Origin of the sequence: Pseudoalteromonas sp. P1-25 (assembly GCF_001401805.1) — a bacterium.
GTDB lineage: Bacteria > Pseudomonadota > Gammaproteobacteria > Enterobacterales > Alteromonadaceae > Pseudoalteromonas.
On sequence record NZ_LKDW01000011.1, the window covers coordinates 25268 to 48214 of the forward strand.

Consider the following 22947-nt stretch of genomic DNA (forward strand, 5'->3'; position numbering starts at 1 on the left):
TGGAGATAATCATGGGTTTAGGCGGCATTAGTATTTGGCAATTATTGATTGTTTTAGCGATTATCGTACTTCTTTTTGGTACTAAAAAGCTGCGTGGTATGGGTGGTGATTTAGGCGGTGCAGTAAAAGGCTTTAAAAAAGCCATGTCTGATGATCATCCCAAAGAGACTGAAAACGAAAAAGCTGAACAAATCCAAGAGTCTCAAAAAGCAGCACCTACACAAGGGCAAAATACTGAAAAAACCAAAGACGATACTAAGGTTTAATCAATATGGGAATGTGGGAGCTCGTTGTTGTTTTTATTGTTGGCCTAGTGGTGCTTGGCCCTGAGCGATTACCCGTTGCTATTCGCACTGTAATGCGCTGGATAAAAACAGTTAAATCGATGGCCAACTCAGTTAAAGCAGAAGTAAGTGAAGAGCTGCGTATACACGAGCTTCACGAAAACCTAAAAAAAGCAGAGCAACAAGAGCTGAAGGATTTAAGCCCTGAGCTACAGCAATCAGTCGATGAACTGCAAAAAGCAGCGCAGTCGGTTACCCATAGCTATAAAAACACTTCAAGCACGTCATCTAACGAACAACTCGATGAAAAAAAGTGAAATTAATTCCCCTATTTGTGGTCAACTTATTACGTGGTATAAAAAATAATGTCTGAACAAGCTAAATCAGGGTTTGTCGCTCACTTAATTGAGCTGCGCGATCGGCTTATTAAATCACTTTTAAGTATTTTAGTAATATTTATTGGTCTAGTGTATTTTGCCAATGACATCTATGAGTTTGTAGCCGCCCCTTTAGTTGCACATTTACCAAGCACGGCCACTATGATAGCTACTGATGTGACGGCACCGTTTTTTGCACCGTTTAAACTCACGCTATTTGTTGCTTTGTTTGGCGCTATTCCGTGGATATTGCATCAAATTTGGGGATTTATAGCACCTGGTTTATATCAACACGAAAAACGTATGCTGATGCCAATATTAGCTTCTAGCATTTTGTTATTTTATGGTGGTATTGCTTTTTGCTACTTTATAGTGCTCCCGATTATATTAGGCTTTTTTACCAGTGTAGGGCCTCAAATGATGACCCTAGCACCTGATATTAGTAGCTATTTAGGGTTTGTACTTAAATTATTTTTTGCATTTGGCGTAGCATTTGAAATTCCCGTAGCCATAATGTTGCTATGTTGGAGTGGTGCGACAACCACACAGAGTTTAAAACAAAAACGTCCGTATATTGTGGTAGGTGTATTTGTTGTAGCAATGTTTTTAACGCCGCCCGATGTGTTATCACAAACATTATTAGCACTTCCTATGCTGCTTTTATTTGAGCTAGGGTTAATTTTAGCGAAATTTTATAGCGCTAAAGAACAACAGGAATCTGAGGAATAAAATGAAAAAACAACTACTCTCACTACTGGTTTTACTAAGCGCGCCAACCTTTGCAGCGCAAGAAATTAACGTACAAGCTTTACAAGCATGTAGCTTTATTGAAAACGATTTCAACCGTTTACTATGTTACGACAACACAGTGGCAGGTAAACCGCTTACTAAACCTAGTGAGAAAAAAACATTAACTCCACCTAAAGCGGTAACGAATGTATCGCCAAATGTAAGCGCACCAGTTGCAGCTGTATCACAGGCTGCGCCTGCTGCCAAAGCAGATGATTTTGGCCTTGAGCATAAAGAGATCACTAAAGATAAAGACGAAAACGTCACAGCGTCAGTATCATCAGTGAGAAAAGCCCCTTATGGCGAACTCATTATTACCCTTGATAACGGTCAACAATGGCGCCAAATCGGCTCTGACAGCCTTAAATTAAAAGAGTCGGATACAGTGGTTATTAGCCGCGGTGTATTTAATTCATTTTTACTACGTAAAAATGGCCAAAACCGTTCTATTCGTGTGAAGCGCACTCAGTAATGACCTACACGTTAGTTGATGCCGGCGTTAATTTAACCAATAACCAGTTTTATGGTGAGCATCAGGCCATTATTGCCCGCGCAAATGCCGCGGGCGTGCAAGCGATGTTACTGATTGGTTGCGATGTGCCTAGTAGCGAACAATCGCTTACATTAGCTAAACACTATAATCAGTTTTCTACTGCTGGCGTGCACCCACATGACGCCAAAGACGCCACCGATGAACTTGAAACCACTTTAACGCAGCTTGCTAGTAACGATTGCGTTGTTGCCATTGGCGAGTGCGGGCTTGATTATAATCGCGATTTTTCCCCTCGCGATATTCAGCGCAGCGTATTAAAACGCCAGTTAGCGTTAGCTGAAAAACTAAACCTACCTGTTTATTTACACGAACGTGACGCAAGCGAAGATATGCTAAACATTTTGGCTGACTATAACGTACGTGGCGTGCTGCATTGCTTTACAGGCAATGCCCAAGCGCTTAAACATTATTTAGCATTAGGCCTTTATATTGGCATTACTGGTTGGGTGTGTGACGAGCGCCGCGGTAAAGCATTGCAACAATTGGTGCCGAGTATCCCCCTTGAGCGGTTATTAATAGAAACCGATGCGCCTTTTTTAATTCCACGCACGATTATCCCTAAACCTAAATCACGTAAAAATGAGCCGGCTTATCTGAGTTATGTGTGTGAAACACTCGCTAAACTTTACAACGTTGAACCAAGTACTATTGCCGCCCATAGTACGGCTAACTTTTATAGCTTATTCGATATAGCAGGTCGCTAATGACAAGCCCAAAGGCGCTATTTAGCCTATTTATGCTCCTTTGTGCATTTTGCAGTGTTGCAAGCCCTGTTATTTCTGACAACTTTAAATCAATAAAAATAGACACCCTAAACTATTCGTTTACGCCCACCACAGCAAACAATGCCTACCATGAGGTTAACGACTGGCATACAGTGAGCAATAAGCCACTAAATTTAGGGTTTGAACAACGCCCTGTATGGGTAAAGTTTACGGTTAAAAACGCCTTAAATAAGAATGTTAGCCCTATCCTGTCACTCGACAACCCGCTGTTAAATGAAGCACATATTTTTCATTTTTATAATTCAGCACTGCTCTCCCACACGCAAACTGGCGATAACTTTAAGCTCTCATCACGGCTAATAAAAAGCGAGTCTTTATTAGAAAAATTGAGGTTGCCGCCAAATAGTTCGAGTACCGTAATAGTTAAGGTAAGCAACATTGCTGGGCTGAGTATCCCGCTTACTTTATGGCAACAAGATGCCTACTTAGCCCATAAAGGTAAGCTTAATTTAATTTACGGCCTACTTATTGGTTTTTTATTTTCGTTGGCCATGAGTTGCTTGGTTTTGTATGGGTTTTCACGCAAATTGTATTTTGCTTATGCTGGCATTATCACGCTGACCTTAGGAGTGCTACTGGCTTATTTGTGTGGTTTTGGCGCGCGTTATTTCCATCCTAATTCGCCATCATTACAGCAAGTAATGATACCTGTTTTACTAATACTCACTACGCTTATTTTTGTGCCGCTACAAAAACAACTGTGCCAACCTAAAGCCTCTAAACTACTAAAATGGCAAGCCATTATTGCTAATATTTATGCTATTAGCCTGCTGTTTATGTGGGCTTTACCTAGTATAGTGTTAACCTATTTTAGCTTGCTGGCGACCCCAATTGTTATTATTTACTGCTTGATCAGCACCTACATCTGCCAACAAAACACGCCCGCAAAACCGATTCAAGCACTGCTTATTGCACTTATACTATTTTTACTTGTTATGCTGTACCTGATTGTTGCTGTATTTGGCTTATACCCTTTAGGCAGAAGTAGCTTAGCTTTTGTTTTTATATGCTTTTTTGGTAGTACATTTTGCCTATGTTATGGCGTTATGAAGCGCTTTATTTTAGAGCGTGACGAACAAGTTATTGCTCAACAAACCTTGATTGCTGAAAATGCAGCCCAAGATACACTATTAAACGAGCGACTCGCGCTGCAAGCCCAAACACAAAAAGAATTAGAGTCGCTAGTTGATGAGCGCACCTTTGAGTTACAAGTTACTTTGCGCGAACTAGAAGATAAAAACCGCGAGCTTGAACTACTTAATATGGAAGACGCACTGAGTGGCGTTAAAAATCGTCGCTTTTTTGATAAAAAATTAGTGATGGAGCTGCGTCGCTCTCGCCGTGAACAAACGCCTTTGAGTATAATTATGCTCGATATAGACCGCTTTAAACGCGTAAATGATAACTACGGGCACTTAACCGGCGACCAAGTTATACGCGCTGTAGCCGACATTATAAAACAGCATTTAAAACGCCCGTTGGATGAAGTGGCTCGCTACGGCGGCGAAGAGTTTGTTGTGTTGCTACCTAATACCTCAAAAGAAGGGGCGGTTGATATTGCCCAAAAAATTCGCCAGGCCGTAGAGAGTCATACCGTAAACGTAGCCGGAACATCCGTAAAAGTAACCATTAGTGCTGGCGTAAACAGCGCTGTAGTAAACGATATTAGTAACCCTGAGCTATTTACAGACGGCGCAGATAAAGCGCTCTATTTCGCTAAACAACATGGCCGAAATCAAGTAATTAGTTTTCCAATCCCACAGTAGGAGCTTAGTAATATGGCCCAATCAGGACTCGACCTTTTCCCATATACCCGCATGCGTAGAATGCGCCGTAGCGATTTTTCTCGCCGTTTAATGGCCGAAAACCAACTATCGGTAAATGATTTAATTTTTCCGGTATTTGTACTTGAAGGTAAAAACCGCCGTGAAGCAATTGAATCGATGCCCTCAATTGAGCGCTTATCGATTGATTTACTGCTCGAAGAAGCTAAAGAATTAGTTGATTTAGGTGTACCTGCCATCGCTATTTTTCCGGTCACCCCTGCTGACAAAAAATCTTTAATGGCCGAAGAGGCCTACAATGAAGATGGCTTAGCACAACGTACAGTGCGCGCTTTAAAAGAAGCTTTTCCTGAGCTTGGGGTTATTACCGATGTAGCCCTTGACCCATTTACTACTCATGGCCAAGACGGCATTATTGATGATGAAGGTTATGTAATTAATGACATAACCACTGAAATTCTTGTTAAGCAGGCGCTTTCGCACGCCGAGGCAGGCGCAGATGTAGTTGCACCCTCTGACATGATGGATGGCCGTATTGGTGCTATTCGCGAAGCACTTGAAGCAGATGGACATATTCACACACGCATAATGGCTTACTCAGCTAAATATGCCTCTAGCTATTATGGGCCGTTTAGAGACGCTGTAGGCTCTGCAGGTAACTTGAAAGGGGCCGACAAAAAAACGTATCAAATGGATCCTGCCAACTCTGATGAGGCAATTCGTGAAGTGGCACTTGATTTACAAGAAGGCGCCGACATGGTGATGGTGAAACCCGGTATGCCGTACCTTGATATTGTCCGCCGTGTTAAAGATGAATTTGGTGTACCTACTTTCGCATATCAGGTTAGTGGCGAATATGCAATGCACAAAGCGGCAATCGATAACGGCTGGTTGAGTGAAGAGGCCACAATTATGGAATCTTTACTGGCATTTAAACGCGCTGGAGCGGATGGTATTTTAACGTATTTTGCCAAGCAGGCCGCGCAATGGCTGCAAAATAAGTAAACATGTTATCAAAGGCGGTACGCCGCCTTAATTTTTTTACAATCATTAACATATTTGTATTCTTTTTGTCATTTAGATTGCCTAAACTGGTGTCCCATTTTGGGATTTAAATACACGGGAATAATAAAAAATGTTAAAAACGAAAATAACGCCACTGGCGCTTGTATTAGCGAGTCTCAGTGCACCAGCCTCCGCCGATCTAATCATTTCTGAATACATTGAAGGCAGCAGCAACAATAAAGCGATTGAGCTTTATAACAATGCTGATACCGAGCTTTCTCTTGAAGGGTATACGTTAGGCCTTTATTCAAATGGAAGTAGTTCGGTTGGCAACTCAATTGATTTAACAGGCACATTGGCTGCCAATACCACCTATATCATTTCAAACCCCGGAGCAGCCGCTGAAATACTTGATATTGCAGACACAACGAGCACTGTAACTTATTACAACGGTGACGATGCCCTTGTTTTAACTAAAGATGGTGTGGTTGTTGACAGCTTTGGCCAAGTCGGTGTTGATCCTGGCTCTTTTTGGTCTGATGATACCGTTCAAACTCAAAATAAAACCTTACGAAGAAAAAATAGCATTACAACGGGACGAACTGACTCAACCTCAGTATTTAGCCCGAGCGATGAGTGGGAACAGTTTGATATTGACACCTTTGACGGCTTAGGCTCACACGCTGGCGACGGTGGTACGGCTCCTGCGCCAGACCCTGAGCCAGAACCACTAGAACCGCTTGTATGTGGCGCAGATAAAACGCTGATTAGCGCTGTACAAGGTGCTGGTGATGCAAGCCCATTAGTTAATACCCTTGTTGAAATTGAAGGTATTGTCACCGCTGATTTTCAAGGTGAAGATGGCCTAGATGGTTTCTTTGTGACCTCGCTTGCAGCAGATGTAGATAACGACCCAATGACCTCTGAAGGTCTATTTGTATACTTCACCGATACCGATGTAAATGTAGGCGATCACGTTCGCGTACAAGGTACGGTTGATGAATACTATGATTCAACCCAGTTAGCAGATGTAACGCAAATTGCAGTATGTGGTACTGACGAAGTAGCTACTGCAACTTCTATAAGCTTGCCTCTAAATAGCCAAGCCGACTTAGAAGCTTACGAAGGTATGCTTGTAAGCCTAGATCAAACGTTAGTTGTTACAAACAACTATGGTTTAGGTCGCTATGGTGAAGTAGAACTTGCCACTGAGCGTTTATACCAAGGTACGCAAGTTGCCTTACCAGGCGATGCTGCAAATGCAGTTGAAGCAGCTAACTTAACTAAAAAAATCTTATTAGATGATGGCTCTACAGCTCAAAACTCAGATCCAACGGCTTACCCTGCGGCAGGTTTATCAGCAGAAAACACACTACGCACTGGCGATACTGTAAATGCAGTGACAGGCGTAGTTGCATACAGCTTTAGCACCTATCGTATTCACCCAACTGTTACACCGCAGTTTATAGCGACTAATGCACGTGAAGATGCGCCGGAGCAAAGTGAAGAGGCCGATTTACGCGTTGCTAGCTTTAACGTACTTAACTACTTTAATGGTGATGGCCAAGGTGGTGGTTTCCCTACTAGCCGTGGTGCAGACTCAGAAGAAGAGTTTGTTCGCCAAGAAGCAAAACTTGTGAGTGCAATTAGTGCAATGCAAGCTGATGTTGTTGGATTAATGGAAATAGAAAACGACGGCTTTGGTGAATTTAGCGCTATTGCAAGTTTAGTGAATGCATTAAACGATGCTGACAGCGCTAACAACTACGCGTTTGTAGATTTTAACGTAGCCCAAATTGGTACCGATGCAATTACCACTGCACTTATTTACCGCGCAGATAAAGTTGAAGAGGTAGGCACAGCCGCTATTACTACTGATTACCCATTTGATTACAGCAACCGTGCACCTATTGCGCAAAGCTTTAAGTCACTTTCAACTGATGAAGTATTTACCGTTTCTGTAGCCCACCTTAAATCTAAAGGAAGCTGTGGTGATGATAATAACGACGACCTAGGTGATGGCCAAGGATGTTGGAATGAAATTCGTACCGAAGCTGCTGATGCATTTACTGATTGGCTAGATAGCAAACCTACTGGTGTAGATGATGAAGATATCATTCTTGTTGGTGATATGAACGCTTACGCAATGGAAGATCCAATCCGTAAGTTTGATGAGAAAGGCTATAAAAACGTAGTCGCAGAGCTTGATGGCGATACACTAAGCTACTCTTATAGCTTCTCTGGCCGTGCAGGTAGCCTTGATCATGCTTTAGCAACCGAGTCTTTACTAAGCAAAGTTGTTGCAGCAAATGATTGGCATATCAATGCTGATGAACCTATCGTGCTTGATTACAACCTAGAGTATAAGAGTGAAGGTCATCAGTCTACGCTATACGCAGAAGGACCATACCGTGCATCTGATCACGACCCAGTTATTGTTGATATAAAATCTGAGGTGGTACTTACCCCTGAAGAGCAAACACCGGTAATTGCACCTGATCAAATATTCACAGTAGATGAAAACAGCGCAATAGGCACAGTCATTGGTACACTTGATTTTAGTGACCCTAACGCTGATGTATCACCTGTGGTTAAATTTATTGTATCAGGTAACGACTCTGTATCAATTAACGAGCAAGGTCAGTTAATTGTTGCAAGCGAAGTAGATTACGAGTTTGAAAACCGTATTACTCTTACAGTACAAGCAGAAGATAGTGTAGGTAACGTATCTGAAGCGCAAACAGTTGTAGTTAGAGTCAACAACCTACGTGGTGATGACGACAATGACTCAGGATCACTACTTTGGTTATCACTTTTATTAGCGCCACTTTCACTAGTGCGCAGATTTAAGAAAAAATAACGAGCGATTTGTTTTAAAGCCGCATTTTTGCGGCTTTTTTTATGTTTATAAAAATGTAATTCAGACAAGCTTCAGTAAACATCCCTTAATATCTTCCATACCGCTTATTAACTATTGAACGATTTAGCCGCGCAACAAATACATTAAATGAGTAATTTTTACATATAAGCCGTAGTTAGAACCCTTTTCAATATGACTAACTGTTGAAAATATAAACACTTCATTTGCGGATTAAAAGTTGCACTATAAATTCGTCACCCTTGTGTAGTAGTTAAGTAACTAACCCTAAGCGTAAAAATAAGTCGTGTTTTTATAAAGGAATGAAAATGAAACAATTAACCCAAACACCTCCTACTTGGCAGAAAAAAGCAACGCCATTATTGGGTCTTCTTTTTATTTTTTCTGGTTGGGGCTATAGCACGCAGGCAATAGCAGCAAGTGTTGATGCAGCAATTCCGCAAGAAAGCCTATTTGAAGTAATAAGCGCCCGCGCTAAAAAATTAGCCGAACAAGAATACACACCTCCTAAAAATATAGAGCTAGATGCGCTAAACAACATTAATTACCAAGATTACCGCTCGATTCGCTTTAAGCAGGAAAAATCCGTGTGGAAAGATGAAGGCCTGTATGAGCTACAACTCTTTCACCCTGGTTTTTTATATAAAACACCGGTCACAATTAATACAGTAGAAGGCGACTCAAAACGTAACCGCCTCCCTTTTAGCACTGATTTTTATCAATACGATGGTACGGCTGCACCATTAAAAGACGAAATAGCAAAAAGCGTAGCCGACACGCAGCTCGGCCATGCGGGCTTTCGTTTACATTACCCACTTAATACAAACGAGTACAAAGATGAGGTGATGGTGTTTCAAGGTGCCTCTTATTTTAGAGTGGTTGGGCCAAATCAAGTATATGGTTTATCTGCGCGTGGTTTAGCAATCGACACAGCCGAAACATCGGGTGAAGAATTCCCTATGTTTAAAGAGTTTTGGCTTGTTAAACCCCAAGCTGAGCAAACCAACATCACTATTTTTGCATTGCTTGATAGCCCATCGGTTTCAGGCGCTTACAAATTTGATATTGACCCTACAACCAGTATGCTAGTTGATGTTGATATGCAAATTTTTGCCCGTAAAGACATTAAAAAGCTAGGCGTAGCCCCTTTAACCAGTATGTTTTACCACGGTGAAAACAGCACTAAGTTTTTTGATGACTACCGCCCAGAAGTACACGACTCAGACGGCTTATTAACCCAGTCAGCTGATAATAAATGGGTATGGCGCCCGCTTAATAACCCATCTCAGTTAAGCGTCACCTCGTTTTCGTACACCAACCCCAAGGGATTTGGTTTAGCACAGCGTGACCGTGACTTTAATAACTACTTAGATACTGAAGCACACTACCACGACCGCCCAAGCCTATGGATAGAGCCACAAGGTGAGTGGGGGAATGGCCGAGTTGAGCTAGTAGAAATACCAACAGACACTGAAACAAACGACAATATAGTAAGTTACTGGGTGCCAGAAAAGCCAATGAAAGCGGGCGATTCATTAAAGTTAAGCTACAAAATGAGCACTTTTAACGCCCATTTAACTCAGCATCAAAAAGCACGTGTAACACGCACACGTATTGGTAGCGCAGCGCTGCCAGGTGAAGATAATCCACCACCGCAAAGCCATCGCCAATTTACCGTTGACTTTGCTGGTCCCGATTTAAACAACCTGTCTGAAAAGCTAACACTTGACGCCGACATTCAGCTAACAACAGGTGAAGTAAGGGATGTAACAGTGCAAAAACTTCCTAAATCTCTTGGTTGGCGAGTAGCGTTTAAAATTGCACCTCAGGACGATCAACCGGTAGATATGCGTTTATCGTTAAAACTTCGTGACAAAGAAATTAGTGAGGTATGGAGCTATGTTTGGTACCCAAATGACATCAAGTAATAAAGGAAAAGGCACACCAATGCCATTCAAAACACTGCGCGTATGGTTATTTGCCATTGCAGCACTCACTGTTTCAGGGTACGGCATCTCCATTATGTTTGAGATTTTAAGCTCAAACGGAATGACCTTGCTTGAATACGCGCTATTGGTTTTATTTTCAATCACTTTTGCATGGATTGTTACAGCATTTTGTAGCGGCACAATAGGGTTTGTACTGCAATTATTTCGTATTGACCCGCTCACCTTAAGACGCATTAAGCCTATTGAGCTGGACAATGCCGCGCTTGCCCAGCAAAAAACCGCGGTAGTTATGCCTATTTATAACGAAGACACGCACCGTGTTATCGCCGGCTTTGAAGTTAGCTTACAATCACTAAAAGAGACAGGGCAACTTGCCAATTTTGACTTTTACTTATTGAGTGACACGCAAGACCCTGAAATAGCACAAAACGAGCTAAGCGCTTGGCATGCTCTATGTGAGCGTTTAGGTGATACTGCAAAACAGGTTTTCTATCGTCGTCGCGAAGATAATAAACACCGTAAAGTAGGTAACTTAACCGACTTTTGCGAGCGCTGGGGCAGCCAATACGACCACATGATTGTACTTGATGCCGACAGCGTAATGACGGGTAAATGTATGCTAGAACTAACCACTAGCATGATCAATAACCCGCAAGCGGGTTTAATTCAAACTATCCCTATTCCGGTTCGCCAGGACACCTACTTTGGTCGTTTTTTACAATTTGCCTCTGTGCTTTATAGCCCAATGCTGGCAACGGGGTCTGCTTTTTGGCAAACCGACAAAGCTAACTATTGGGGCCATAATGCCATTATTCGCGTTGAAGCATTTATTAACTATTGTGGTTTACCTACGCTTGAAGGCAATGCACCGTTTGGTGGCGAAATTTTAAGCCATGACTTTGTAGAAGCATCACTCCTACACAGTGCAGGCTGGGATGTACTTTTACTTAGCGATATTGAAGGCAGCTACGAAGAAGTGCCAAGTAACATTTTAGACTACGCCATACGCGACAGACGTTGGGTTCAAGGTAATATTCAGCACCTTGGTTTACTAGGTTCGTCTAAATTAAAGCTAATGAGTAAGTTTCACTTTTTATTGGGTGCAACCGCTTATATTTCATCGCTTATTTGGCTATCAATGCTGGCCTTAAGCACCATAGATGCAGTAACCCGTGCTTTAAATAGCGATGTCTACTTTAACCGGGTCTATCAGTTGTTCCCTACGTGGCAAATAGCTAAAACAGATCTAATAGATTCATTGCTTTACTTAACCATTATTATATTACTGGTGCCTAAATTAATGGGTGTAATAGTTACGCTCATACACAGAAATAAGCGTTTCGGTGGCTCATTTAAATTAATACTAGGCTCAATAATAGAGACTGTGTTTGCCATTATAGTGGCACCACTTATGATGGTGTTCCATGCTTACTTTGTAGTATGTGTATTTTTAGGTAAAAAAGTTAAGTGGGATGCACAGCCACGCGAAGGCCGCATGGTACCGTGGAAAGAAGCGTTTAATTACACACTCTTCTCTACTTTAGTTGCTATAGTATGGGGCGCTACAGCCTATTACTTTACGCCAGTATTCTTTTGGTGGCTATCACCGATATTACTGGGCCTATTACTTGGGGCACCAATAATACGCTACACCAGTAGCATTAAGTTAGGGGTACAGCTGCGTAAAATGGGTATATTTATTTGCCCTAGCGAAGTTGATAACGACCCTATGCTAAACAACCTTAAAGTGCATTTAAAAGAAATTTCGGTACCAGAGCCTGGGAAATACCCTAAAACGGTGCCAGCCCTGCCAAAAGAGCATTTAGTGGTTATGCCAATACAAAGCTTTAATAAGCCTCGCCAGCCAAAGATGAAAGCGCTAAGAGCTAAAGCGATTAAGAAGTTTAATTAGCGCAATAGTCTCGCACTAAATATAAAAGGAGCATGATTGCTCCTTTTTTTATACCTTAAACAAGCTGCTATATAATTTCCCTTTTATAATTAACACCTAAAACTGACTGAATCAAATAACCGCTCTTGCGCACTCTTTGCGAAACTAAACAGTCATTGCTCCCACGGTCACTTTGGCTTTAATTACATCACGTACTTTAGCGCTTTTACTTAGGCTATCATTGCTGATATTACAGTGTTAGAGAGTCGCTAGCTCTGTAAGTAATTAAATCATAGGCAATAAAAAACCCGCAACATGTACGGGTTTTTTAGAGTAAAAGAGCTAATTACTTAGCTGCTTTTTTCTCTTTTTCTGCTGCGATTACTGTCTCAGCTACGTTTTGTGGACATGGAGAGTAGTGTGCGAACTCCATAGAGAACTGACCACGGCCCGATGTAATTGTACGTAGGTGACCAATGTAACCAAACATTTCAGAAAGAGGTACTTCACCTTTGATGCGAACGCCCATTGCGCCAGCTTCTTGGTCTTTGATCATACCACGACGACGGTTAAGGTCACCGATTACGTCACCTACATTGTCTTCTGGCGTGAACACGTCAACTTTCATGATTGGCTCAAGAAGTTGTGCACCTGCTTTAGGGATAGATTGACGGAAAGCACCTTTAGCAGCGATTTCAAATGCGATAGCAGATGAATCCACGGCGTGGAAAGCACCATCAAAAAGCTCTACTTCAACGTCAAGCACAGGGAAGCCAGCAAGAACACCTTCGTCCATCATTGACTTAAAGCCTTTCTCAACTGCAGGCCAGAATTCTTTAGGTACGTTACCACCAACAACTGAAGAGGTGAATGTAAAGCCTGAATTTTGCTCGCCTGGCTTAATACGGTAATCAATTTTACCGAACTGACCAGAACCACCAGATTGTTTCTTATGCGTGTAGCTATCTTCGATTTCACGAGTGATAGTTTCACGGTAAGCAACCTGTGGTTGACCAACAATAAGGTCTACGCCGTAAGTACGCTTAAGGATATCTACTTTGATATCTAAGTGAAGCTCACCCATACCTTTAAGGATAGTTTCGCCTGAATCTTCATCAGTCTCAACTTGGAAAGACGGATCTTCTGCAACCATTTTACCGATCGCAATACCCATCTTCTCGTTACCACCTTTATCTTTAGGAGCAACAGCAATTGAGATTACTGGATCAGGGAAAATCATCGCTTCAAGTGTACATTCGTGCTTAGGATCACATAGTGTGTGACCTGTTTGTACGTTTTTCATACCAACTACAGCAATAATGTCACCCGCTTGCGCTTCTGTAAGCTCATTACGCTCATCAGCTTGCATCTCAACCATACGGCCGATACGCTCAGTTTTACCTGTTGCTGAGTTAAGAACCGTATCACCTTTCTTCATGCGACCTGAGTAGATTCGAATGAAAGTAAGTGCACCAAAACGGTCATCCATGATTTTGAATGCTAACGCTTTAAGTGGCTCATCAGCAGAAACAGTTGCTACTTCACCTGTTGGCTCACCAGTTTCTTTATCTGTAAGAGGTTGAGGGTCTACTTCAGTTGGTGAAGGTAGGTAATCAACTACAGCATCTAGAATTAACTGCATACCTTTGTTTTTGAATGCAGAACCACAGTAAGTTGGGAAGAATGCAAGGTCACGTGTACCTTTACGGATACAACGTTTGATGTCTTCTAGAGACGGCTCTTCACCATCCATGTAAGCCATCATTAGATCTTCGTCTTGCTCTACCGCAGACTCAACCAGCATCTCATGGTATTCTTCAACTTTGTCTACCATGTCAGCAGGAACATCTTGGATTTCGTAGTTTTCAGGAAGACCAGTGTCATCCCAAACGTACGCTTTCTTCTCTAGTACGTCTACAACACCTGTAAACTGATCTTCAATACCAATTGGTAGAGTCATCACTAGTGGGTTCGCACCAAGTACTTTTTCTACTTGGCCTACAACGCGGTAGAAGTCTGCACCCATACGGTCTAATTTGTTTACAAAAATTACACGCGCAACTTCTGACTCATTCGCATAACGCCAGTTAGTCTCTGATTGCGGCTCAACACCACCAGAACCACAGAATACACCAATACCACCGTCTAGAACTTTTAATGAACGGTAAACTTCAACTGTGAAGTCAACGTGTCCTGGAGTATCGATAACGTTAAAACGGTGATCTTTCCACTCACACGTAACAGCTGCTGACTGGATAGTAATACCACGCTCAGCTTCTTGCTCCATGAAGTCAGTTGTTGACTCACCGTCGTGTACCTCACCAGTCTTATGAATTTTACCCGTAAGCTTTAGGATACGCTCAGTGGTGGTAGTTTTACCCGCATCAACGTGCGCGAAAATACCAATGTTTCTGTACTTCGATAAATCTGCCATTATTTTACTCTTAATAAAGTCGATAAATTATTCGGCGGGAGTATAGCATTACTTAAAGCGAACATCACCATACAAGTCGATTAAAATGCAATCAATTCAATAAAATTTTTTTAGATTTACATTCAGCACTGGTTAAATAGCACTGATTATTATGTAACCCATTAATAATGTGGAATTTTATTCTGGTAAACTGAAGTGCACTTAGTTATTTAATTATTTTGTAACCACCTTCGTAGTGCACAATACTGACGCCGTATTAATCTCCCGCTAGCGCGTTTATTTTGATTAAAATCTCTTAAAACCATAAATATTTCGCCTCTTTATAGCTATTTAATTGCCTTTTATTAAGCAGAAAATACTTTTTTATAAATCAACTCGAGTCGGCTTGCCTATATTCGATGCTTCCAAATTATATCTCAAACTCTTGAATGACTAAAAACCAACACAAGTAATCGCCATAAAAGATGAATAAAAAACAAACTAAATAAAATAAGAATTATTTGCATTTGGGTGTTGACAGTTTATTAGATCTAACTGATAATCAATATCAACAAGGCGGGAATGCATACCCACTTGTGACGGAATGAACTAATTTGTTTCTCGACCCTGAAACAACGTGTGGCGCACGTAAACAGCTATGGTTACTTGTTATGAACCGCAACGCCCCTTGATGTTGATGATGAGTAACCGCCCTACTATTTTACTTGCTACATTGCTCATATCGGTGACGGTAGATATGAAACTAAAAAAGCCCTTACGGGCTTTTTTTATGTCTGTAATTTAGTGAACAACATACTCACATAAATTGATCCATTAACGGCGGTTTTTACGTGCACGTGCACGGCGCTGTTTTTTCTCTTCTTCTTTAGCGGATTTTTTAGCTTCTGCCGCGGCGCGTAAACCGGCGACCATTATTTCTTCTTCTTCACGCATGGCTGGGGTTTCCATGGTAATGCGGCCAATAATGCCATCACGAAGTTCGTTTATGAGTATTTCAGACATTTTATAAGTATCTATTTGATTACCACCACGAATGCAGCCACGTTTTTTGCCCGCCATTTCAACAAATTCCCAATCACTTTCTGGCAGTTCATCTATTTTATAACGTGCTTTTAAAAGTTCAGGATAGGCTTTCAATAAATATTCTGCCGTATAGCTTGCCACATCTTCGTATTCAAGCGCGGTATCACGTATCGCACCGGTAGCGCCTAAGCGATAACCCGAGTTCTCGTTTTCTACTTTTGGCCAAAGCATGCCTGGCGTATCGTAAAGCATAATGCCGTCTTCAAGCTTAATGCGCTGCTGCGCCTTGGTAACCGCAGGTTCATTCCCTGTTTTTGCCACTATACGACCGGCTAGTACATTAATTAATGTCGATTTACCCACATTTGGAATACCCATGATCATGGCTTTAATTTGCTTATCAGCCCCTACTTTGTGTGGCACCAATTTTTTACACAGCTCATTAATGCGGTGTACCTCAGCGGCTTTATCATGACCAAACGCAATGGCTTTTACGTCACTTTCTTGCTCAAAATAGTCTTTCCACGCTTGGGTCATTTTAGGGTCGGCTAAATCAGCCTTATTTAAAATTTTGATGACCGGCTTGCCTTCACGAAGCGTGGCTACCATCGGGTTTTCACTACTGTAAGGAATGCGTGCATCAAGCACTTCAATGATCACATCCATTTGCGGCATTATTTCTTTAATCTCATTACGGGCTTTATTCATGTGCCCAGGGAACCACTGGATAGCCATTTTTAACTCCTAACATATAATTTGACGCTATTTTAACTGGCAATTCATTTAATTGCGCTATACTGGCGCAAATTTTTTTAGATTAGATATTATGGCTCTTAAATCTACCATTATTAAAGCGCAATTATCGTTAAGCGATATGGACCGCCACGTGTACCAAGACTTTAATTTAACGTTGGCACAGCATCCCTCTGAAACCGAACAACGCTTGATGATTCGCTTATTAGCCTATGCGCTAAACAGTTGTGATGACTTAGAATTTACCAAAGGCTTAAGTGCCGACGATGAACCTGAGCTTTGGCATGTAAACTACAGTGAGGAAATAGAGCTGTGGATTGAGCTGGGTTTGCCAGATGAAAAGCGCCTTAAAAAAGCCTGTAATAAAGCTAAAAAAGTAGTGCTTTATACCTATGGCGAAAACAACCAAGCTATTTGGTGGCAAAAACATCAACCTAAGTTGTACGATTTTAAAAACTTAAGTATTTTTAGCCTTGATTACGCCGCTACTCAGGCACTTGCAGATTTAGCAGGCCGCAATATAAAACTTACCATTACCGTTCAAGATGGTGATGTGTGGGTCAGCTCTAATACGGCTAATATTGAAATAAAACCACAACAGTTAATGTAAATTGTAGGTAAGGGCGTATGAAAATAAACCACGTTATTGTATTACACGGCCTTTATATGTCGGGCTTTGTTATGCGCCCGCTGTGCTCTCGTCTTGAACAGTCTGGCGTTAAAGTACTTAATCTCACTTACAATACGCTCGACCCTAATTTAAGCACCATATTTAAACAAATTGATGAGTTTATTGGTGATGAGCCTTCTGCATTGGTATGCCACTCTATGGGCGGTTTAATTGCGCGCGCTTATTTAGAGGCAGGCTCGCAAGCGAGCCAGTGCGTCACTAAAGTAATTACACTCGGCACGCCTCACCAAGGCAGCCACATAGCGAAAAAAATGAAGCAAAAAGGGTTTGAAACCTTTTTAAAAAACAGCGTTGAATTTTTACTCACCAAAAATGGTAATTGGCCGTTTAAGGCCAAGCTTTACAGTATTGCTGGCGATTTGCCCATTGGCTTAATGCCGTTAATTGTAAAAGGCAGCCAATCAGACGGCACTGTACTACTTGATGAAACCAAGCTTAAAGGCATGGCTGAGCATAAAGTGTTTCATTTAAGCCACACCAGTATGATTTACTCTCGCCAAGTGCTTGAATACATTATTAAGTGTCTTAACGAAGCAGCCTAGCCTTCTCCCGCCTCTGCTATTTTATAACTGATTAAAAATATTACCCCTAAAATAAGTGGCATTGGCGCGGCAATGTAACCAAACGTGTCAGCATTGGCAAAGCTTGCGCCAGCCAAGTGCGCCACCAGCCCTAACACAAAGGCTATAACGGCTATACCTACCACTATTAATTCTGCTTTATTTTGTTTTACTGTTTTTGCATCCATAATTGCTCTCCAATAAATTTAAAATATTTATATAGCTCGAGAGAATTATGCGCTACAGCCACAGGCATTTACTGATTTAGATCAATACATCAAATAGCCAATATTCAACCTTGTAGAAAACTTGTTTTAGATCATAATTTATCCATGTTTTGTCTTTATTTTATTGTTAAGGGGTAGAATTTTAATAAATTCGTCCCATCTATATTGTATGCGTCATTTGTTGTGCTTTACGTTACTAATAGTTAAGACCTATTACACCGAGTGGTTTAAACGATTTTACTAATTAACAGCACTAAGCAATAATGATCATCAGTTCATAAATAAACGGTTCATCAAGGAGCAAGGTATGTCACAGGTAAATGCAATTGGTTTAAACAGCGCAAAAAGCGAAGACATTGTTAAGTCACTCAATACATTATTGAGCAGCTACCAAATTCAATACATGAATGCGCGCGGTTTTCATTGGAATATTAAAGGCCGTAACTTTTTTGAATTACATATTAAATTTGAAGAGATTTACAACCTTCTGCTTGAAAAAGTAGATGAAATTGCTGAACGTATTTTAACGTTAGACGGCGCACCATTACATGCGTTTTCTGATTACTTAGAAGTCAGTGAAATTAAAGAAGCTAAAAACATTAGCGATGGTACCGCAGCCGTAGAAAACCTATTAGCTGGTTACAGCACACTAATTAAAATGCAGCGTGAAGTACTTACTCAAGCAGGTGATGCAGATGATGAAGGTACAGCGTCATTAATGGGTGATTATATTTCAGAGCAAGAAAAGCTAGTATGGATGTTAAAAGCGTACTTAGACTAGGCCAAAAAAAAGCCCTCAAAAGGCGAGGGCTACAAATAGGGAGAATCGTAAATTTCTTTGCGATTCGGATACTATAGTAGCGCCCCCTACTGACTAAACAACGCCACTGTTACCAGTGGCGTTGTTTTTGGTTTAAGCGGTACGTAAACCATTTTAAAGTAATCCAGCCCACCCTTATCGCACTTGCATAAAAAAGCCCCAGCAATGGCTGAGGCTTTTGTTAACAGTATTAAAGGTTAAAATTTACTTCTAAAACCAATGTAGAAGGTTTGTCCGATTGGGTCATATGTACCTGCGTCGGTTTCAGTACCTGTGCTTGAGCCACTTACACCTGACAGTATACGCGGAGGCTCTTTATCAAATAAGTTGTTAGCACCGGCGTATAGCTCTACCGCGTCACTTATATGGTAGCTTGCTTGTACATCGTGGTAGGTTACTGAGCCAATACCCACACCACCAGCAGGAATACCAAAGCCACTTAAGAATTGATCATCAAAGTCAGCAGCCCCTATGTAAGTCATGCTCCAGTTAAAGTCAAAGTCATCAAGCTTATAGCCTAAGTTCCAGTTAGCTTTGTGTTCAGATGCGCCAATTTCACCAGCAAATTCATCTTTATCTGCACCAGGTAACGGAATGGTGTAACCATCAATCAAGTAAGTGTATGCAAGGCGAGTTCTAAATGCGCCTGGGCCAATATCGGCAGAGTAAGTAAGTGTTAAATCCACACCCTCTGTACCTAAACCACCACTATTTGATACACCGCTATCGATAAACTCAAGCGAGCCTGCACTGTTATTACCTGATGGACCGCTTCGACGAGTTATAAAGCTACAGAAACTATCATCGCCACCACCGTAACACTGGTCTAAAATAAACTGACGTGGTGTAGATACAATCGCATCCGTGATTTCTATGTCAAAATAATCTAGGGTAACGTCAAGGCCTGAAATTAGCTCCTCTGGAGTAAATACCACACCTACAGTCACTGAGTCACCAACCTCTTCTTTTAAGTCTGGGTTACCACGGTTAAAACCACTAATGCCCTGTAAATCAGATTGATTAAGGGTAAACTCCCCGTTTGATGCAATATTATTTGCAACACCCACATCGGCACGACATGCATCACCAACAGCGCCACCGCCGCTGTTTGTAACACCTATACATGGATCATTTAAACCACTTGGGAAGGTTTGCGAAGGCGGTGAAAATAACTCATCAATATTAGGCGCACGTGTAGAGCGGGCGCGGGTAGCACGAAGGCGTAAGCTATCCATCACTTCCCAATCAACACCTACGTTCCAGCTTTCTGTATTACCCACTGTTGAGTAGTCAGATAAACGCACTGCTGCGTTCATTGTTACGGCATCCAACACTGGGATATTCGCCTCAACATAGTATTCAGTTACATCAAAAGAGCCTTCGGTTGCAGGGATTGCATTACCGGCATTTAAGCCTGCCTGCTGTAGAGCATCAAATTCACTACGAGAAAACTCTTCGCGGTACTCAAAACCAGCTGCTATACCTACCATACCTGCAGGCAGCTCAAATAAATCACCTGAAACGTTACCGCCAATAATTTCTTGTTCTACCGATGTAGAAAGCGTGCTTGGTGCACTTACAAAATCAATTGCACCTTGCGATAGTGAATTAAATCCGTAAATGTTCACTGGCGCACAATTAAAGCCACGCGCTGTTGCATCAATACAAATCGCTTCGTCGGTAATGCCGTCACCATCTAAGTCTTGGCTATCAATGACGGCCTCTAAACCTTGACGAAAGCTTTGTACATTTACTAAGCCACCAGAGACTTGCGACTCTTTCGTTTTACCGTACACATAATAGGTATCGTAAAACCAGCTGTCGTTAATTTCACCCTGAAAGCCCACCGCTAAGCGGAATGTATCACGCTCTGCACGAGCACCACGGTTACCTACATCACTTAAGCGTTTTGCAAAGAAGATATCACGCGCACCATCACCATCAGTGTCTGTTGCTGCATTGTAGATATCATCTGGTACAAAAGCGTTTCTGAGCATTTCACCATTTACATCAAATTCAATAGGCACACGACCATTAGCATAAATGTCATCTGAGGCGAACGGGAAAGGCTCTAATTCTGAAATAGTGGTACTAGAAGCATACGTCCCTTCAAAAAAGAAACTGTGTTTATCAGTAAGCTCATAACTACCATTTGAGGCGAACAGGTAGCGCTCTGTAGGTATAGCGATAGTACGTACACCACTTCGGTTAAAGCCGTTAGCATCTATACCGTCACCGCCATTGGTGCTAAACGAGTCTTGTAAGTTGTTGTTTGGGTCATAAGTAAAGCGTGTATCGCCTGCATCAAAACGCCCTTGCGGAGGAAATGATGAGAAAAACGGATTTACAGCTTCAAAAATAGAACCTGGATTTGCCGCCGGATCGTCTTCAAAATAAATACCTGAAAACTGGTCTACTGCAGAGCGCTCACGGTCGCGTGAAAACACAGCGCCTTGGTCTGAGTAGCCTAAGTGGAACATGGCTTGACCTTTGCCATCACCCGTAGTTAAACCCGAGGTAAAAGAAAACTGGCGCGATTCATCATCGCCCTCGCTTGATTCGCCGTACTGGCCTTCAAACTCTACGCCTTCAAAATCATCTTTGAGTACAAAGTTAACTACACCCGCAACCGCATCAGAGCCATATACTGATGAGGCACCACCAGTCATAATTTCCACACGCTCAATAAATTGGCTAGGTATAGTATTTAAATCAACTGCCGAGCTACCTGGCACACCCGATACGTAACGGCGACCATTAACAAGTACTAAAGTACGATTTGAACCTAAGTTACGCAAATCAACAGTAGCTACACCCGCGCTTGCCGTTGAAAAGTTAGAGTTAGTACGGCTAATAGCCGGAGAGCCAAATGCCGGGTTTTCTAGCAATAGGTTTTGAATATTTAGAGAACCTGATGCATCAATTGCCTCGCCACTTACCACCTGTATAGGTGCTGATGACATTGCCTCTGCTGAACGAATACGAGAACCCGTTACTTGCACGCGTTCTATTTTTTCAAGTTCGTCTTCTTCTGCAGCTATACCTTGAAAAGAGAAGCCAGCTAGCACTGTCGCACTAAGCGCTAAAGACAAAGAAGATCGTTTAAATGTACGACAACCTGAGTTATTTATTTTTTTCATACTATAATGTCCCTGAATTGTTATTTTTGTAACTAGCTAGTTACAAACAATTAAACATTAAGTGGAATAATTTTAAGACACTATGTGCATTATTTAACTGGCGTTTAGTTTGGTATAAGCAGCAGGATTTATGGGATGAAGGCATTTATCCCAGATTGTTATAGGTTAGATTGAATTTTTTTTAACATTTTTTATTAAATACACGGTCTTTATAACTACACACTTTAGAGATGGAATTTTCTATGATTACTTACTTTCATGCACTAATTAGAGTTAACACGAGCAAACTTGCAACATTCTTAGCTCAACAAGTACAAGCTCACCGCCATTTTGACTCGCAAACGCAACTGCCCGAGCAGCGTTTAGATCAAATAGATACCACTCGTTTTAATGTGCTTTTTTACGAATTATCTAATTTAAATGATCCCACTCAGATAGTGCACCTAACTGAACTGACTAAAACAATGAAAGTGGTCATAATTGCTAGGTCGGCTGAGTTTGCTAATTTTGCGTTTGAAGTCGGCGCAGTCGATTTTTTAACGACCGATGTAACCACCTCTAGGCTTGAAAAGTGTTTCGAGAAGCTTATTCATTTATGTCCATTAGCTACACAAGCAGAGCGCCTATTAAAAACAGCACATGAAAACGAGCAACCTATTGCTGCACATATTGTTGTTAAAGATGTAGGAAAAGTACGTTTAATAGATATTAACGATATTGTATGGATAAACGGCGCGGGTAATTATGTAGAGCTACACTTTAATGGCAACAGCGCCCCTGTTTTACATCGTGAAACAATGAAAAACATTGAACAACAGCTAGAGCCTGAAGGTTTTATACGCATTCACCGCTCCACGCTTGTTAGAAAACATGCCATTAAGGAACTTATGCCAACAGATAGCGGCGACTATAAAGTTAAGCTTAAAAACAACATCTCATTAAATTTATCAAGAAGATACAAAAACTGCTTAGAGAGCATTATAAGCCCTGTTGCATAGGGCTTA

Annotated in this window: 18 protein-coding genes; 14 read left to right on the forward strand and 4 right to left on the reverse strand. The window is 41.5% G+C overall.

Annotated features, from left to right (window positions below):
- Nucleotides 1–11 precede the first annotated feature (11 nt).
- From tatA to mdoH, 10 genes are all read left to right on the forward strand, one after another.
- Nucleotides 12–266 (forward strand): Sec-independent protein translocase subunit TatA, encoded by a 255-nt coding sequence (gene tatA, locus AN393_RS08865; protein WP_055017873.1) that lies wholly within the window; start codon nucleotides 12–14, stop codon nucleotides 264–266.
- 5 nt (nucleotides 267–271) lie between these two features.
- Nucleotides 272–601: a Sec-independent protein translocase protein TatB gene (tatB, locus tag AN393_RS08870; protein ID WP_055015554.1), complete on the forward strand. Its 330-nt coding sequence runs from the start codon at nucleotides 272–274 to the stop codon at nucleotides 599–601.
- A 48-nt stretch (nucleotides 602–649) separates the two neighbouring features.
- Nucleotides 650–1390 carry a twin-arginine translocase subunit TatC gene (gene tatC / locus AN393_RS08875; protein ID WP_055015553.1) on the forward strand — a complete coding sequence of 247 codons (741 nt, stop codon included), beginning with the start codon at nucleotides 650–652 and terminating at the stop codon, nucleotides 1388–1390.
- Nucleotide 1391: 1 nt separating this feature from the next.
- Nucleotides 1392–1922, forward strand: coding sequence for a hypothetical protein (locus tag AN393_RS08880; protein ID WP_055017874.1), 531 nt, complete (start codon nucleotides 1392–1394; stop codon nucleotides 1920–1922).
- Nucleotides 1922–2707, forward strand: coding sequence for a TatD family hydrolase (locus AN393_RS08885; protein WP_055017875.1), 786 nt, complete (start codon nucleotides 1922–1924; stop codon nucleotides 2705–2707). Before AN393_RS08880 ends, AN393_RS08885 begins: the two co-directional genes overlap by 1 nt.
- A complete protein-coding gene (locus AN393_RS08890; protein ID WP_055015550.1) occupies nucleotides 2707–4554 on the forward strand; it encodes a diguanylate cyclase in 1848 nt (615 codons plus the stop codon). Before AN393_RS08885 ends, AN393_RS08890 begins: the two co-directional genes overlap by 1 nt.
- A 12-nt stretch (nucleotides 4555–4566) precedes the next feature.
- A complete protein-coding gene (gene hemB, locus AN393_RS08895; RefSeq protein WP_055017876.1) occupies nucleotides 4567–5577 on the forward strand; it encodes a porphobilinogen synthase in 1011 nt (336 codons plus the stop codon).
- A 130-nt stretch (nucleotides 5578–5707) separates the two neighbouring features.
- Nucleotides 5708–8437, forward strand: coding sequence for an ExeM/NucH family extracellular endonuclease (locus AN393_RS08900; protein WP_055017877.1), 2730 nt, complete (start codon nucleotides 5708–5710; stop codon nucleotides 8435–8437).
- Nucleotides 8438–8763: 326 nt separating this feature from the next.
- Nucleotides 8764–10383: a glucan biosynthesis protein G gene (locus tag AN393_RS08905; protein WP_055015547.1), complete on the forward strand. Its 1620-nt coding sequence runs from the start codon at nucleotides 8764–8766 to the stop codon at nucleotides 10381–10383.
- A complete protein-coding gene (mdoH, locus tag AN393_RS08910; protein ID WP_055015546.1) occupies nucleotides 10355–12316 on the forward strand; it encodes a glucans biosynthesis glucosyltransferase MdoH in 1962 nt (653 codons plus the stop codon). The genes AN393_RS08905 and mdoH overlap by 29 nt, the downstream gene beginning before the upstream one ends.
- A gap of 325 nt (nucleotides 12317–12641) precedes the next feature.
- Here the strand turns inward: mdoH and fusA are convergent, their stop codons facing one another.
- A complete protein-coding gene (gene fusA, locus AN393_RS08915) occupies nucleotides 12642–14729 on the reverse strand; it encodes an elongation factor G (RefSeq protein ID WP_055015545.1) in 2088 nt (695 codons plus the stop codon).
- A gap of 813 nt (nucleotides 14730–15542) precedes the next feature.
- Entirely contained in the window at nucleotides 15543–16487 is a 945-nt protein-coding gene (ylqF, locus tag AN393_RS08920; RefSeq protein WP_055017878.1) for a ribosome biogenesis GTPase YlqF, read from the reverse strand.
- 91 nt (nucleotides 16488–16578) lie between these two features.
- Here ylqF and AN393_RS08925 point away from each other — a divergent pair, with 91 nt between their 5' ends.
- Nucleotides 16579–17115, forward strand: coding sequence for a YaeQ family protein (locus AN393_RS08925; RefSeq protein ID WP_055017918.1), 537 nt, complete (start codon nucleotides 16579–16581; stop codon nucleotides 17113–17115).
- Nucleotides 17116–17132: 17 nt separating this feature from the next.
- A complete protein-coding gene (locus AN393_RS08930; RefSeq protein ID WP_055015543.1) occupies nucleotides 17133–17738 on the forward strand; it encodes an alpha/beta hydrolase in 606 nt (201 codons plus the stop codon).
- Here the strand turns inward: AN393_RS08930 and AN393_RS08935 are convergent.
- Nucleotides 17735–17944 carry a hypothetical protein gene (locus AN393_RS08935; RefSeq protein ID WP_055015542.1) on the reverse strand — a complete coding sequence of 70 codons (210 nt, stop codon included), beginning with the start codon at nucleotides 17942–17944 and terminating at the stop codon, nucleotides 17735–17737. The genes AN393_RS08930 and AN393_RS08935 overlap by 4 nt on opposite strands.
- A gap of 346 nt (nucleotides 17945–18290) precedes the next feature.
- Between AN393_RS08935 and AN393_RS08940 the strand changes: the two genes are divergently transcribed.
- The gene (locus tag AN393_RS08940) at nucleotides 18291–18764 is read left to right on the forward strand and encodes a Dps family protein (protein WP_004585992.1); all 474 of its coding nucleotides are present in this window, start codon (nucleotides 18291–18293) and stop codon (nucleotides 18762–18764) included.
- A 236-nt stretch (nucleotides 18765–19000) separates the two neighbouring features.
- Here the strand turns inward: AN393_RS08940 and AN393_RS08945 are convergent, their stop codons facing one another.
- The gene (locus AN393_RS08945) at nucleotides 19001–21943 is read right to left on the reverse strand and encodes a TonB-dependent receptor domain-containing protein (RefSeq protein ID WP_055017879.1); all 2943 of its coding nucleotides are present in this window, start codon (nucleotides 21941–21943) and stop codon (nucleotides 19001–19003) included.
- Between the two features lie 242 nt (nucleotides 21944–22185).
- Here AN393_RS08945 and AN393_RS08950 point away from each other — a divergent pair, with 242 nt between their 5' ends.
- Complete coding sequence (locus AN393_RS08950) at nucleotides 22186–22941, forward strand: LytTR family DNA-binding domain-containing protein (RefSeq protein ID WP_055017880.1); 756 nt, start codon at nucleotides 22186–22188, stop codon at nucleotides 22939–22941.
- Nucleotides 22942–22947: the final 6 nt, after the last annotated feature.

Excerpts from the sequence above, each read along its gene's own strand:
- AN393_RS08940 (WP_004585992.1), top strand. The coding sequence starts at position 18,291 with ATGTCACAGGTAAATGCAATTGGTTTAAACAGCGCAAAAAGCGAAGAC.
- AN393_RS08885 (WP_055017875.1), top strand. The coding sequence starts at position 1,922 with ATGACCTACACGTTAGTTGATGCCGGCGTTAATTTAACCAATAACCAG.
- tatA (WP_055017873.1), top strand. The coding sequence starts at position 12 with ATGGGTTTAGGCGGCATTAGTATTTGGCAATTATTGATTGTTTTAGCG.
- AN393_RS08925 (WP_055017918.1), top strand. The coding sequence starts at position 16,579 with ATGGCTCTTAAATCTACCATTATTAAAGCGCAATTATCGTTAAGCGAT.
- AN393_RS08950 (WP_055017880.1), top strand. The coding sequence starts at position 22,186 with ATGATTACTTACTTTCATGCACTAATTAGAGTTAACACGAGCAAACTT.
- AN393_RS08900 (WP_055017877.1), top strand. The coding sequence starts at position 5,708 with ATGTTAAAAACGAAAATAACGCCACTGGCGCTTGTATTAGCGAGTCTC.
- AN393_RS08930 (WP_055015543.1), top strand. The coding sequence starts at position 17,133 with ATGAAAATAAACCACGTTATTGTATTACACGGCCTTTATATGTCGGGC.
- AN393_RS08945 (WP_055017879.1), bottom strand. The coding sequence starts at position 21,943 with ATGAAAAAAATAAATAACTCAGGTTGTCGTACATTTAAACGATCTTCT.
- ylqF (WP_055017878.1), bottom strand. The coding sequence starts at position 16,487 with ATGGCTATCCAGTGGTTCCCTGGGCACATGAATAAAGCCCGTAATGAG.
- hemB (WP_055017876.1), top strand. The coding sequence starts at position 4,567 with ATGGCCCAATCAGGACTCGACCTTTTCCCATATACCCGCATGCGTAGA.
- AN393_RS08880 (WP_055017874.1), top strand. The coding sequence starts at position 1,392 with ATGAAAAAACAACTACTCTCACTACTGGTTTTACTAAGCGCGCCAACC.
- tatC (WP_055015553.1), top strand. The coding sequence starts at position 650 with ATGTCTGAACAAGCTAAATCAGGGTTTGTCGCTCACTTAATTGAGCTG.
- AN393_RS08890 (WP_055015550.1), top strand. The coding sequence starts at position 2,707 with ATGACAAGCCCAAAGGCGCTATTTAGCCTATTTATGCTCCTTTGTGCA.
- AN393_RS08935 (WP_055015542.1), bottom strand. The coding sequence starts at position 17,944 with ATGGATGCAAAAACAGTAAAACAAAATAAAGCAGAATTAATAGTGGTA.
- mdoH (WP_055015546.1), top strand. The coding sequence starts at position 10,355 with ATGTTTGGTACCCAAATGACATCAAGTAATAAAGGAAAAGGCACACCA.
- fusA (WP_055015545.1), bottom strand. The coding sequence starts at position 14,729 with ATGGCAGATTTATCGAAGTACAGAAACATTGGTATTTTCGCGCACGTT.
- tatB (WP_055015554.1), top strand. The coding sequence starts at position 272 with ATGGGAATGTGGGAGCTCGTTGTTGTTTTTATTGTTGGCCTAGTGGTG.
- AN393_RS08905 (WP_055015547.1), top strand. The coding sequence starts at position 8,764 with ATGAAACAATTAACCCAAACACCTCCTACTTGGCAGAAAAAAGCAACG.